Source organism: Marinobacter sp. B-12 (assembly GCF_056857915.1).
Genome location: NZ_JBSXOB010000061.1, coordinates 158,030 through 171,447, shown reverse-complemented (window position 1 = coordinate 171,447; position 13,418 = coordinate 158,030). Strand labels below are relative to the sequence as shown.

General features: G+C 58.3%; 13 protein-coding genes. 10 read left to right on the top strand and 3 right to left on the bottom strand.

Annotation, left to right across the window (positions count from 1 at the left end; all coding sequences use genetic code 11):
- The gene (locus AC13D2_RS16115) at positions 1–261 is read right to left on the bottom strand and encodes a hypothetical protein (protein ID WP_300492731.1); all 261 of its coding nucleotides are present in this window, start codon (positions 259–261) and stop codon (positions 1–3) included.
- A 111-nt stretch (positions 262–372) separates the two neighbouring features.
- Complete coding sequence (locus AC13D2_RS16110) at positions 373–2,175, bottom strand: acyl-CoA dehydrogenase (protein ID WP_300492733.1); 1,803 nt, start codon at positions 2,173–2,175, stop codon at positions 373–375.
- 270 nt (positions 2,176–2,445) lie between these two features.
- Here AC13D2_RS16110 and AC13D2_RS16105 point away from each other — a divergent pair, with 270 nt between their 5' ends.
- Positions 2,446–3,441 carry a GlxA family transcriptional regulator gene (locus AC13D2_RS16105; RefSeq protein WP_300492734.1) on the top strand — a complete coding sequence of 332 codons (996 nt, stop codon included), beginning with the start codon at positions 2,446–2,448 and terminating at the stop codon, positions 3,439–3,441.
- Positions 3,442–3,549: 108 nt separating this feature from the next.
- Positions 3,550–3,714 (top strand): hypothetical protein, encoded by a 165-nt coding sequence (locus AC13D2_RS16100; RefSeq protein WP_007154474.1) that lies wholly within the window; start codon positions 3,550–3,552, stop codon positions 3,712–3,714.
- An 89-nt stretch (positions 3,715–3,803) separates the two neighbouring features.
- Here the strand turns inward: AC13D2_RS16100 and AC13D2_RS16095 are convergent, their stop codons facing one another.
- Complete coding sequence (locus AC13D2_RS16095) at positions 3,804–5,858, bottom strand: NADPH-dependent 2,4-dienoyl-CoA reductase (protein ID WP_300492736.1); 2,055 nt, start codon at positions 5,856–5,858, stop codon at positions 3,804–3,806.
- Between the two features lie 125 nt (positions 5,859–5,983).
- Between AC13D2_RS16095 and AC13D2_RS16090 the strand changes: the two genes are divergently transcribed.
- From AC13D2_RS16090 to ppnP, 8 genes are all read left to right on the top strand, one after another.
- Positions 5,984–6,796 (top strand): crotonase/enoyl-CoA hydratase family protein, encoded by an 813-nt coding sequence (locus AC13D2_RS16090; RefSeq protein ID WP_288351813.1) that lies wholly within the window; start codon positions 5,984–5,986, stop codon positions 6,794–6,796.
- 309 nt (positions 6,797–7,105) lie between these two features.
- Positions 7,106–9,913 (top strand): monovalent cation/H+ antiporter subunit A, encoded by a 2,808-nt coding sequence (locus AC13D2_RS16085; RefSeq protein WP_288351815.1) that lies wholly within the window; start codon positions 7,106–7,108, stop codon positions 9,911–9,913.
- Entirely contained in the window at positions 9,913–10,287 is a 375-nt protein-coding gene (locus AC13D2_RS16080) for a Na+/H+ antiporter subunit C (RefSeq protein ID WP_041332366.1), read from the top strand. The genes AC13D2_RS16085 and AC13D2_RS16080 overlap by 1 nt, the downstream gene beginning before the upstream one ends.
- Positions 10,284–11,801, top strand: coding sequence for a monovalent cation/H+ antiporter subunit D (locus AC13D2_RS16075; RefSeq protein ID WP_300492740.1), 1,518 nt, complete (start codon positions 10,284–10,286; stop codon positions 11,799–11,801). Before AC13D2_RS16080 ends, AC13D2_RS16075 begins: the two co-directional genes overlap by 4 nt.
- The gene (locus AC13D2_RS16070; RefSeq protein ID WP_041332364.1) at positions 11,801–12,289 is read left to right on the top strand and encodes a Na+/H+ antiporter subunit E; all 489 of its coding nucleotides are present in this window, start codon (positions 11,801–11,803) and stop codon (positions 12,287–12,289) included. The genes AC13D2_RS16075 and AC13D2_RS16070 overlap by 1 nt, the downstream gene beginning before the upstream one ends.
- Positions 12,286–12,555, top strand: a complete 270-nt coding sequence (locus tag AC13D2_RS16065) for a K+/H+ antiporter subunit F (RefSeq protein WP_041332362.1) — start codon at positions 12,286–12,288, stop codon at positions 12,553–12,555. Before AC13D2_RS16070 ends, AC13D2_RS16065 begins: the two co-directional genes overlap by 4 nt.
- Before the next feature lie 39 nt (positions 12,556–12,594).
- Positions 12,595–12,927 carry a Na+/H+ antiporter subunit G gene (locus tag AC13D2_RS16060; protein WP_041332360.1) on the top strand — a complete coding sequence of 111 codons (333 nt, stop codon included), beginning with the start codon at positions 12,595–12,597 and terminating at the stop codon, positions 12,925–12,927.
- A 72-nt stretch (positions 12,928–12,999) separates the two neighbouring features.
- On the top strand, positions 13,000–13,281 hold the full coding sequence (gene ppnP, locus AC13D2_RS16055; protein WP_007154483.1) for a pyrimidine/purine nucleoside phosphorylase: 282 nt from the start codon (positions 13,000–13,002) through the stop codon (positions 13,279–13,281).
- Positions 13,282–13,418: the final 137 nt, after the last annotated feature.

Genomic DNA, 13,418 nt, shown 5'->3' with positions numbered 1-13,418 from the left:
TCAATTCGTTCCGGCCACGACCTTACCGTCCAGTGTCAGCACGTGATCAAGGCGAACCATGTGCCCTCGCCCAAGGAAAACAAACTCCTGGCCAGCACGACTGAAAAGATCGCGGATGACATCGTGGGTCGTACAGATCTGACCGGCATCGTCGCGATAGACAACCTCGGCCAGTCTTGACGAGGTCAGATACTCCCGGAGCAGACTGTGAACTTCACAGCGTACCGGGCGATAGGCATTGGAGGCGTGTCCCGACGTCATGGCAGCTTCTTCCCTGTGGGTGCAGCAGGATAGGAAAGCGACCCGAAACGCTGAAACCTGCGTTCCGGAGCCTGCCTACAGTCTGGTTTAGATTGTGTCAGTCCGCCAGTTTCAGAACCACTCCGGCTTCATGTTCATGCAGGTATCGTCCTGGTTGCGGAGCAGCACGAGATCCTGTGCCACGGTGGGCAACTCCCAATGGAAGAAGTACTGGGCGGCCTGCAGCTTGCCCTGGTAGAAGCTTCTTTCTTCGTCGCTGTTGGCAGAACCAAGCGCCTTGGCGGCGGCATTGGCCTGACGCAGCCACATCCAGGATACGATGATATGACCGAACAGGTGCAGGTAGCAGGACGCGTTGGCCAACACCCGGTCGGGATCCTCCGACATCAGGGATTTACCCAGACTCTGGGTCACTTTCACCGCTTGCTGCAGGGTTTCACTGAGGGACAGCGCCCATTGCTGGCAGCGATCGGTGGTGGCGGCTTCCAGGTCCACCTGCATTTCCTGCATCAGCAGTTGCAGGCCGTGGCTCTGGTCCTGCCAGATCTTGCGGCCCAACAGGTCCAGTGCCTGGATGCCGTTGGTGCCTTCGTGAATCGGGTTCAGGCGATTATCCCGCCAGCACTGCTCCACCGGGTATTCGCGGGTGTAACCGGCACCGCCATAGACCTGGATAGCCAGATCGTTGGCCTTTGGGCCGAACTCGGAAGGCCAGGCCTTGATAACTGGCGTCAGCAGATCCAGCAACTTGCCGGCTTCCATCCGCTTCTGTTCGTCCGGATGAGTGTGCTGGTCGTCCATCAGGCGTGCGCCGTAAAGGCACAGCGCCAGGCCACCTTCACTGTAGGCTTTCTGGGCCAGCAGCATGCGCCGTACATCGGCGTGCTCAATGATGGGGACCTGGGGTGCCTCTGGGTTCTTCTCTGACGGTTTGCGGCCCTGCAGGCGGTCCTTGGCGTATTCCAGGCTGTGCATGTAGCCACGATACCCAATCACGGCAGCGCCGAAGCCGACGCCAACCCTGGCTTCGTTCATCATCTGGAACATGTATTTCAGACCCTGGTGGGGCTCGCCCACCAGGTAGCCATGGCAGGGTGCGTCGTCACCAAAACTGAGCGCCGTTGATGTGGTACCACGGTAGCCCAGTTTGTGGATGAGGCCGGCCAGGTTCACACCGTTACGTTCAGTTGCGTTGCCTTCTTCATCCACAATGAATTTCGGCACGATAAACAGGGAGATGCCTTTTACGCCCGCCGGTGCGCCTTTGATCTTTGCCAATACCATGTGAACGATGTTCTCGGTGAGGGACTGTTCGCCGCCCGAGATGTAGATTTTGGCGCCTTTAATCAGGTAATGGCCGCCTTCCGTGGGCGAAGCCGAGGTGCGTATGTCCGCGAGTGACGACCCGGCATGGGGCTCGGTCAGGGCCATGGTGCCGGTGAAGCGGCCGCTGAGCATGTGTGGCAGGAACGTACTTTTCTGCTGGTCGTTGCCGAATACGCGGATCAGGTTGGCGGCAGCGGTGGTGAGGAACGGGTAACCAGCGGTGCCCGGGTTAGCGGCGGTGAAGAAGCCGTTACACGCTGCCATGATGGATTCGGGGAGTTGCATGCCACCCAGTTCATAGTCGTAACGCCCGGCAATGAAGCCTGCGTCGGCGTAGGCGTCAAAGGCTTCTTTTACCTGGGGAAGCATGTCCACCCGACCGTCGACGAATTTGGGCTCGTCTTTGTCGGCGGCGCTGTTGTGGGTGGCGAATTTGTCACGGGCGATTCTGTCGGCGGTTTCGATGACTGCATCGAAGGTGTCGCGACTGTGTTCGCTGAAGCGCTCGCGCTCGCTGAGGCTTTCGGTGTCGAGTACTTCGTAGAGTTGAAACGCCAGGTCGCGGCGGTCAATCAGGGTGTCGGTCATTTCGGGTCTCCTGTTTATGGCGTATAGCCTCTCATACGGTTGTTTTTGTTGAAACCGGCGTTAATGACATAATCATGGTTAAAATTGCCACTTTTATTCCAGGTCTCCTTTTGTGAATGCGCGGCTTGTGGTGCTCGGCAGACGGGCACCAACCGGGAAGACCCTCCCGGGACACGCTGTGAATACGTCCGTGTACGCTTGACGGCAGCATCCTTGCTGCCGACAGTCCCGGGAGGGTCTTCCCGGCTGGCGCCCTGATTTGGAGTTGGTATGCGAACGGTTTCTGTTATTGGGTTTGATGGGGCGCTTGCCAGTGCGATTACGGGGGTTATCGACCTGTTTCGACTGGCGGGGGTAACCTGGGCACGCATCAACGATACGCCTCCGGAGCAGCAGTTCACCACTCAATTGCTGACCGAGGGTGGTCGGCCCTGTCGGTGTATCAATGGGATAACATTGATGGCCGATGGGGACTGGCGGGACATTCCCACCGGTAATTCGCAGGCAGACCTGGTCATTGTACCCACGATTGGCGCGCCGATTGCGCAGGTTCTGGAGGCCAATCCCGGGATGATTGACTGGCTCGGCGGCTTTCAGGAGGCGCCAACCGGACAGGTCCGCTTGGCCAGTAACTGCACGGGGGCGTTTCTGCTGGCGGAGGCCGGGTTGCTGGACGGGCGGCAGGCGACGACGCACTGGGGGTTCAGTAACCAGTTCAGAAAACGCTTTCCCGGGGTAGACCTCCAGCCGGACAAGCTGATTACAGTGGATGGGCACATTGCCTGTGCCGGCGGTGGTATGGCGTGGTGGGATCTGGGGGTGTATCTGGTGGAACGCTACGCCGGGGCGAAGGTGGCCCGTGAGCTGGCGAAGGCGTTTGTGATTGATGCCGGGCGGACCAGCCAGGCGCCTTATGGAGCGCTACAGGCCCGGCGCTATCATTCCGATGCCGCGATTCTGAAACTTCAGGACTGGCTGGATGTGAACCATACCAGGCCGGTGACGCTGCAAGCCCTTGCCGCATTCGCCGGTTTAACGGAGCGATCGCTGATTCGTCGATTTAAAGCGGCAACCGGGGATACCCCCACCGGTTACCTGCAGATTCTGAGAATCGAGGCAGCCAGGCAGCATCTGGAAAACTCGCGGGTGGCGGTGGAGGTGGTCACGCGTCTGGTCGGCTACGAGGATGTCAGTTCTTTCAGCCGTCTGTTCAGGAAACATACCGGACTGGCACCCGGTATTTATCGGGCGAGATTTGGGAGGTAACCCGAGCGCTTTTGGCCCGGGTTATGCTTTGTTTTCACTACAAGGCCAAAAGCCGAGGCAAAACGTAAAAATAACTGACACAGGCTACTCCCTGTGGAGGGTAATACCATGAACGCACCGCAAAAAAACCAGCAATGTGCACTGCTCAGTCGCCTTTACGACATGAAGCAGAAACAGCTACTTCAGGCCAGCCAGCAGGCCGACAGCCTTCGCTATCGGGTTTTGTCCGCTGAGGCGGACGCCATCAGCGAGGCTCTGAAAGCCATTCGGTAACCCAGGTCAGTCACCATAACGATGACTGGCGCCCAAACGGGTCACAAATGATCAAGATGATCACTTTATGACCAAAAATGTCCACCCGGTCAGATCCGGGCAGCCACTTCAGTCCCCTGCCGAATAGCACGCTTGGCATCCAGCTCTTCCGCCACATCCGCGCCACCGATCAAATGAGTCTGAATTCCCCGATTGGCCAAATCATCAAACAACGCCCGGAACGACTCCTGACCTGCGCATATGATGACATTGTCCACTGCCAGAACCTTGCTCTCGGTGACCTTGCCGTCCTTGTCGGAGAGCGTGATATGCAGTCCGTCATCATCAATTTTGTCGTAGCTACAACCCCTCAGCATTTCAACATCACGATGCTTGAGGCTGTTGCGATGCACCCAGCCAGAGGTCTTGCCCAGACCACCGCCGACTTTGCTGCTTTTGCGCTGCATCAGGTAAATTTTGCGAGGTGACGATGTCGGCTTGCGCTCAGCCAGGCCGCCGGGTCCATCGAATTGCGGATCAACGCCCCATTCAGCCTGCCAGTCTGCCATGCTGACCTGCTCTCCTTCGGGGTGGTGACCGAATTCGTGGGTGAGGAACTCGCTGACATCGAAGCCGATACCACCGGCACCTATCACCGCGACCGACTGGCCCACGGGCTTGTTGTAGCGCAGGACATCGAGATAACCGAGTACCTTCGGGTGGTCGATACCATCGATTTTTGGCGTCCGCGGTTTCACGCCCGTGGCGATGATCACGTCGTCAAAGCCCAGTTCTCCCAACGCATCTGCATCCACGCGGGTATTGAGTTTCAGTTCAACACCCAGGATCTCGATCTGGCGCTGGTAGTAACGCAGCGTTTCATAGAACTCTTCCTTGCCGGGAATGCGTTTGGCGTAATTGAATTGGCCACCAATTTTGTCGTCCGCTTCGAACAGCGTCACTTTGTGCCCCCGCTTGGCGGCCGTCGTCGCTGCCGCCAAACCGGCAGGGCCAGCTCCGACCACCGCCACGCGGCGGCTGACCGGCGCCACCGTCAGTACCAGTTCGGTTTCGTGACAGGCGCGTGGATTCACCAGGCAGGACGCCCGCTTGAGCTGGAACACGTGATCCAGACAGGCCTGGTTGCAGGCAATACAGGTGTTGATTTCGTCGCTACGGTTCTGCTCTGCCTTGCGCACAAATTCCGAGTCCGCCAGCAACGGCCGCGCCATGGACACCATATCTGCCTTGCCCGCCGCGAGGATTTCCTCGCCTTTCTCCGGGGTGTTGATGCGGTTGGTGGTGCATACGGGAATGTCCACTTCGCCATAAAATTTGGCAGTCACGTCTGCAAAGCCGCCCCGCGGCACCGACGTCACGATCGTTGGCACCCGGGCTTCGTGCCAGCCGATGCCGGTATTGATAATGGTGGCACCGGCTTTTTCGATGGCTTTGCCCAATTGCACCACCTGATCCCAGGTCTGCCCGCCTTCTACAAGGTCCAGCATCGACAGGCGGTAAATGATAATGAACTCGGGGCCGACCGCCTCCCGCATGCGGCGAACGATCTCCACCGGCAACTGCATGCGGTTCTCGAACGGGCCGCCCCATTTGTCGGTGCGTTTATTGGTACGCTCACACAGGAACTGGTTAATGAAATACCCTTCCGACCCCATAACCTCAACGCCGTCATAACGGGCCAGTTTCGCCAATTTTGCAGCGCTGACGAAGTCATCGATCTGTTTATCGACCCCCTTGGTGGAGAGCGCACGGGCCTTGAACGGCGTAATGGGCGCCTTGGTGGCCGAGGCGGATACACTGAAAGGCTGGTAGCCATAGCGACCGGCATGAAGCAGTTGCAGGCAGATCTTGCCGCCGGCGTCATGAACTTCACTGGTGACATGACGGTGAAGCATGGCGGTGCCGCGATGATTCATGGTGGACGCCAGGGGCGAAAGCTGGCCGACAAAGTTGGGTGAAAAGCCCCCGGTGACCATCAACCCCACGCCACCTTCCGCACGCTCGGCAAAATAACGGGCAAGCTTGTGGATGTTCCAGAACCGGTCTTCCAGGCCGGTATGCATGGAACCCATGAGCACGCGGTTTTTCAATTCGGTGAAACCCAGGTCGAGGGGCTTCAGCAGGTTCGGGTAGGCTGCGGTCATGTTATTTCTCTTTGTCTGGTCGTCTAGTCGTCTGGTCGTCCGTTCGTCTCATGCGGACGTTTTCATCAGGAGGCAACATGGTAGCATAGCGGCCTACGACTAACGTATGACATGGAACCCACACTATGAGCGCACGAGATTCTGAACGGGTATTGATCACGATCGAGGGCGGTATCGCCATTGTGACCCTGAACCGGCCGGAGAAATACAACGGCCTGGACATGCCCATGTTCGAGGCGATCACCAGGGCGGCCAAAACCCTGAAAAAAGACCGCAGCGTGCGCGCCATTATCCTGAACGGTGCCGGAGACGCCTTCTGCTCCGGGCTGGATGTGAAGACCGTGTCGAAGAATCCGGTGAATTTCCTCAAACTGCTGGTCAAACCTGGCCGCAGGATTAGCAACCTCGCCCAGGGTGTCGGCTATTTATGGCGGGATGTACCGGCACCGGTGATTGCCGTTACCCATGGCTACTGTTTCGGCGGTGGCTTCCAGATTGCGCTGGGTGCCGACTTTCGGTTTTCCACCGCCGACTGCGAGTTCTCCATCATGGAGAGCAAATGGGGGCTGATCCCGGACATGAGCCTGACGGTAACCCTGCGGGAACTGGTTCCCATTGATCTGGCCAAGGAATTGACCATGACCGCGCGACGATTTGACGGCACGGAAGCAAAAGCCATGGGGCTGGTCAGCCGCATTAGCGACGACCCCATGGCAGAGGCAATGAACTTCGCCCGGGAGCTGGCCGAGCGCTCGCCAGACGCCGTCGCCGCCAGCAAGCTGTTGTTCAACCGCACCTGGAACGCCACCGACAAAACCGCACTGGACTGGGAAACAAAGCTGCAGAAAAAGGTACTCGGGCGGACAAACCAGCGCATTGCCGTTGCCCGGAACTCCGGCTCCCCCGACAAACCCTTCCGGGACCGCCGTGATTTCTGAATGCGGATAAATGGTCATCGTACTTGACCTGCGTAGACGGCCACGTATCATCAGCCAGGGTAAATGATTATCGGAGCAAACATGACGACCGCAAGGTCCCTGGCTAATACACATCCCGGTTTTTCACCGGTCGCTGCTGATGCGAAGAAGCATCGCGGCAGCCTGCCCTACTTCCCGGATCCACCCCATCACTACTGATATCCTGGCCACCGTTTAAATGGTTGCCCGTGCAAGCACGGACACCGGGGGCTAAACTCAGGCAACACTTGCTTCTCCATCCATAAAGAAGAAAGCCAATAAGAGGTTGCGATGTCGCTACCGCTGGTCGTTTTACTGCCGTTTCTGGGAGCTCTGGCGGCTCCACTGTTCGCCCAGGGCGGACGTACGGCAATTGCTGTCATTTCCTGTGTCCCTGCCATCATTGGATTAGCGGCACTATACCCCCATTGGGCAATCCTGGCCGACGGCGGCATCGTGCAGCACACCACCGAGTGGCTACCAGCCCTTGGGCTGTCTTTCAGCTTTCGCCTGGACGGCCTCTCGCTGCTCTTTACACTGCTGATCCTGATTATCGGGCTGTTGATCATCCTGTACGCCCGCTACTACCTGAAGCCCCACGAGAACGTCGGTAAGTTCTACGCACTACTGCTGTGCTTCAAGGGTTCCATGCTTGGCATCGTGTTGTCGAGCAACCTGTTGCTGATGATGGTTTTCTGGGAGTTGACCAGCCTGACATCGTTCCTGTTGATCAGCTTCTGGACTCACAAGAAAGACGCCCGCCGCGGGGCGAGGATGGCGCTGGCCGTCACCGGCGGTGGTGGCCTGGCACTGCTGGCAGGCATCCTGCTGATTGGCAACATCGTGGGCAGCTATGAACTGGAGGACGTTCTCGCCGCCGGGGATCTGATCAAGAACCACAGCATGTATCCGGTGGCACTGACCCTGGTACTACTGGGCGCGTTCACCAAGTCCGCACAGTTCCCGTTCCACTTCTGGCTACCCCACGCCATGCAGGCGCCAACACCTGTTTCAGCCTACCTGCATTCAGCCACCATGGTGAAAGCCGGCGTCTTCCTCATGGCCCGGCTCTACCCGGCCCTCGCCGGCACTGAACAGTGGTTCTACATGGTGAGCTTTACCGGCATGGCCACGCTGCTGATTGGCGCCTATGTCGCCATGTTCAAGCATGATCTGAAAGGCCTCCTGGCTCACTCGACGGTCAGTCATCTTGGCCTGATCACCTTGCTGTTCGGTATGGGGACCCATTTGGCTGCCGTCGCAGCGGTCTTTCACGTCATCAACCACGCAATCTTCAAGGCGTCCCTGTTTATGGCCGCCGGCATTATTGACCATGAGACCGGCACCCGGGACATGCGCAGGATCAACGGTCTCTGGCGCTACATGCCTCATACCGCCACGCTGGCCATGGTCGCTGCGGCATCGATGGCGGGCGTGCCTCTGCTCAATGGCTTCCTGAGCAAGGAGATGTTCTTCGCCGAAGCCCTGGAACTGAATCTTCCCGGCCTGTGGGCCTATCTGCCTCCGCTTGTTGCAACACTGGCCGGCATATTTGCCGTGGCCTATTCGGCGCGATTCATCCACGACGTGTTTTTCAACGGTCGGCCTGTCAACCTGCCGATCTTTCCGCCCCATGAGCCGCCACGGTATATGAAGATACCGGTTGAGATCCTGGTCTTCGCCTGCCTGATGGTGGGCATGTTCCCGGCGTTCTCTGTCGGCCCACTGCTCTATGCCGCAGCGTCCGCCACACTGGGCGGCGACGTTCCCGAGTATCAACTGACGGTTGCCCACGGCTTTAACCTGCCGCTGCTGATGAGTTTCGTAGCCTTCATCGGTGGTCTGCTGATGTATACCCAGCGCCAGCGGTTTTTCGATTTCCATGCCCGTTTCAAGGAAATTGACGAAAAAGCGGTCTTCGAAGCGATCGTTAGCCAAATTTCGGACACTGCCCATACCGTTACCGCCTACATCGAGAACGGTTCACTGCAGCGCTACGCCATGCTGCTGATCGTCAGCGTGATTGCCGTCTCGGTGCTCCCGCTCTGGGACCTGGGGATTGCCATTGGCAGCAATGGGCTCAGCCCGGTGGACTGGCCCACACTTATCGGGGTTGCCATTCTGGTGGTTGCGGCCCTGGGCACGGCGGCGGTGCATCGTGACCGGTTCTTTGCGCTGGTTCTGCTCAGCGTCGTCGGGCTCCTTGTTGCCCTCGGCTTTGCGCGCTTCTCAGCTCCCGACCTGGCGATGACGCAGTTGTCGGTTGAAGTGGTGACGATTGTCCTGCTGATGCTGGCGCTGTACTACATGCCATCCTGGACACCCTTCGAGACGCCGAAAGGCCACCGCATCAGGGATATTCTGATCGCTGGCGCAGCCGGTATCGGCATGACACTCATTACGCTGGCCATGCTGACACAGCCGTTTACGTCGATTTCGGAGTTCTTCCTCGAGAACAGCAAACCCGGCGCCGGTGGCACCAACGTGGTCAACGTCATTCTTGTGGACTTCCGTGGCTTCGATACCCTCGGTGAGATCACGGTTCTGGGCATTGCGGCACTGGGCATTTACGCGATGCTGCGACATGTTGATCTGACCCCGCCTCCGGGTGACGGCCAGGGCCATCCCTGGACGCGGGATGCGTACCCGATGATGCTGCAGCAGATCGCCAGGCCGATGCTGCCATTGGCCCTGATGATCTCCGCCTATATATTCCTGCGCGGCCACAACATGCCGGGTGGCGGCTTCATCGCCGGGTTGATCACGGCGGTGGCGCTGATCCTGCAATACATTGCCAGTGGTATGTCCTGGACCCAGGACCGTATTTCAATCCGCTACCACAACGTCATCGGCCTGGGGCTGCTGTTTGCACTGATCGCCGGGGCAGGCAGTTTCGCATTCGGCTATCCGTTCCTCACATCCACGTTCGACTACGTCTACTGGCCGGTGGTTGGAAAGTTCGAAGTAGCCTCGGCGCTGGTCTTCGATCTCGGCGTCTATCTGACCGTTATCGGCGCTACACTGCTGGCACTGACCAGCGTTGGTCGCCTGTCGCCCCATTCGGCCATCAAGAGTACTAACTATAAGGAGGGCTCATAATGGAGCTTGCATTCGCGGTGGTCATCGGGGCTTTGACAGCCTCCGGGGTTTACCTGATGCTCAGAGCCCGCACCTTTCCCGTTGTGGTGGGCCTGACCATGCTGTCTTATGGCGTTAACCTGTTCCTGTTCTCGTCCGGACGGCTGGCGACCGGTGGCCAGCCCATCATCGGCAGCGCGGAAACCTATTCCGATCCCCTGCCCCAGGCATTGGTGCTGACCGCCATTGTGATCGGTTTCGCGATGACCGCCTTCGTTGTTGTGCTGTCCTTGCGAAGCCTTGCCGACAACGACAATGACGACCATGTCAACGGCCGCGTTCCAGAACAGGACAGCACTCCGCAAGATCAAGAGCAGGAGGGTGCCAACACATGAACCACTGGCTGACCGCTCCCATACTGATTCCGCTGATCGGCGGCATACTGCAGGCTTTTATGGGGTACGCGCCCATCGCCCTGAGGCGGACGCTCGCCATTGCCACCACGGTGCTGATGCTGGTTGCCGCGATCGTCCTTCTTGTTCTCGCCGACGACGGTAGCTATCGCCTCTATGCCTTTGGCAACTGGCAACCGCCGTTCGGTATCGTACTGGTGCTGGACAGGCTCGCGGCGTTGATGCTTGTCATGACCGCCGTGCTGGCGCTGTTCTGTCACATATATGCCATCGGTGGCACCGATGAAAGCAGCCGTCAGTTCCACGGACTGTTCCTTTTCCAGCTACTTGGCCTGAACATCGCCTTTCTGACCGGGGACCTGTTCAACCTCTTTGTCGCGTTCGAGGTCCTGCTGATTGCCTCCTATGGCTTGCTGATGCATGGCGAAGGCACCAGCCGAACCGTTCCTGGCCTGCATTATGTGGTACTGAATCTCGCAGGCTCTGCCGTCTTCCTGATCGCCGTTGGCATGATTTACAGCGTCACCGGAACGCTCAACATGGCGGACCTGGCGATCAAGATTCCGCAGGTGGCCGAAGAGAACCTTCCCCTGGTGAAAGCGGGTGGCATGATGTTGCTGGTGGTTTTTGGTCTCAAAGCCGCCATTTTGCCGCTGTGCTTCTGGCTACCCGGCGCCTATTCCAACGCCACGGCGCCGGTCGCAGCTTTGTTTGCGGTCATGACCAAGGTGGGTATCTACGCCATTATCCGCGTCTTTACGCTGATCTTTGGCAACCAGGCGGGTGAGCTGGCGAGCCTGGGTATGGACTGGCTTTTCCCATTGGCGCTGATCACCCTGACCATGGGCGTCATCGGCGCCCTGGGTGCCGCAAGCCTGAGAAAGCTGGTTGCCTGGCAGGTCATTATCTCGGTAGGAACGCTGCTTGCCGCCATCTCGTTTGGCACGGTAGCCGGCACCTCCGCCGCACTTTTCTACCTGCTCAACACCACCTGGGTGGTCGGTGGCCTGTTCCTGGTGGCCGATCTCGTTGATGGTCAACGTGGCAGTGCCCAGGACAAAATTGTCACCGCGCCACGGATCGCCAACCGCACCTTTCTGAGCGTGCTATTCCTGATGGGGGCCGTGGCTTCCGTAGGCCTGCCGCCTCTCAGTGGTTTTTTTGCCAAGTTGCTGATTCTCAAGTCGGCAGTGACCGAGTCGGATGTTGCCTGGCTTTGGAGTGTGCTGCTGATTGGCAGCTTTTTCACGCTGATCGCCTACAGCCGCGCAGGCAGTATCGTGTTCTGGCGCAACGTGGAAGGTCATATTGAAGAACCTCAAAAGCTGACGCCATCCCTGTCAATATCGGCAAGCGCGTTGATTTCGCTGAGTATCGTGATCGTGATCCTTGCCGGACCAATCAGCCGCTACGCCGAAGATACCGCGGCACAGCTCCACGACACCAGCGCCTACACCGACATCCTGAGTAAACCCATGGTTGGGGAGGAAAAGTAATGCTTGACCGCCTGAGCTTTCCGCAGCCATACCTCAGCCTCATCCTGTTTGCCGTCTGGCAGTTCCTGAGTGACGGCATTTCTGGCGCCAGTGTTGTCCTGGGGCTGGTCCTGGCCTGGATGATCCCGCAATTGACCCGCGGATTCTGGCCGGACCCTCCCTTCTTCGCGCGGCCCTGGAAGCTGCCGCCGTATCTGCTCATTGTCCTCTACGATATTCTGGTGGCCAGCGTTTCCGTCGCCCGCCTGATACTCAGCGGCCGCGAACCCAAACCGATACTGGTGTCCTATCCCCTGGAGTTGACGCATCCCCTGGCCATTTCCATGCTGGCCAGCACCATTTCCCTGACACCGGGAACCGTCAGCGCCGATGTCAGTGACGACAGAACATTGCTGCTGATCCACGCCCTCGACGCCGAGAGCGACGACGAGGTGATCAACGCAATTCGCACCCGCTACGAGGCACGCCTGAGGGAGATGTTTCAATGATTACCATCGCGCTGTACATCACCATCGCTATGGTTGTCCTGGCGACAGTACTGAATGTCTATCGACTGATCAAAGGGCCGGATGCGCCGGATCGGGTACTGGCGCTGGACACCCTGTACATCAACGCCATCGCGCTGATTGTCCTGCTCGGAATAACGCTGGGCACACGCCTGTACCTTGAATCTGCACTGCTGATCGCCGTGATGGGCTTCGTTGGTACCGTGGCGATGGCCAAATATCTAAAGCGCGGCAGCGTGATTGATTAACACACAAGGCAAGCACCCAGTGACCAGAGGTTTCCCGTTATGAATCCCATTGCAGAATACGCCATTGCACTGTTACTGCTCGTCGGTGGTTTTTTCACCCTGGTCGGCGCCATTGGACTGGCACGGCTACCTGACTTCTACACCCGTCTGCACGGCCCAACGAAGGCGACCACCGTGGGTGTAGGCGCCATCGTGCTGAGCTCAGTCATCTACTTCAGCAGCAAGGGACAAGGTGTAGGCGTTGCCGAAGTGCTCATCACCGTGTTCCTCTTCCTGACCGCACCGGTGAGCGCCAACATAATGGCAAAGGCGGCGATGCATATTGGCGTGCCCACAACCGACAGCACCCGTGGAAATACCTGGGACCAGTGACGGCAAATTTGTCATTGGAGTTGCACAAAATTCCCGTATAGTAGGCTCCCACAATTTTTAGGAGCGTATCCCATGCTGAAAGTTAACGAGTATTTCGACGGTAAGGCCAAATCCATCGCCTTCCAGACCTCCAGCCTTCCGGCTACCGTGGGGGTGATCAGCCCGGGCGAGTATGAGTTTGGCACCAGCAAGAAAGAAACCATGACGGTGATCAGTGGCGTACTGACCGTTCTCCTGCCCGGCATGGAAGAATGGATGACCTATGGTTCCGGCGAGTTTTTTGAAGTGGCGGGACAGGCCAGCTTCAAGGCCCGGACTGACATCGACACGGCCTACCTCTGCACTTACGAATAATTTCTCGCGAATAACCTCTCGCGAACACCCCATCGAGGGCGCAGACCGGGACCGGTGGGTCAATGGAATCCCGCCTCACCGAATCTGCGCTTTTTTATCGCCTAAAGGTTTCCGTAAACCAGAAACTGTGTCAGATT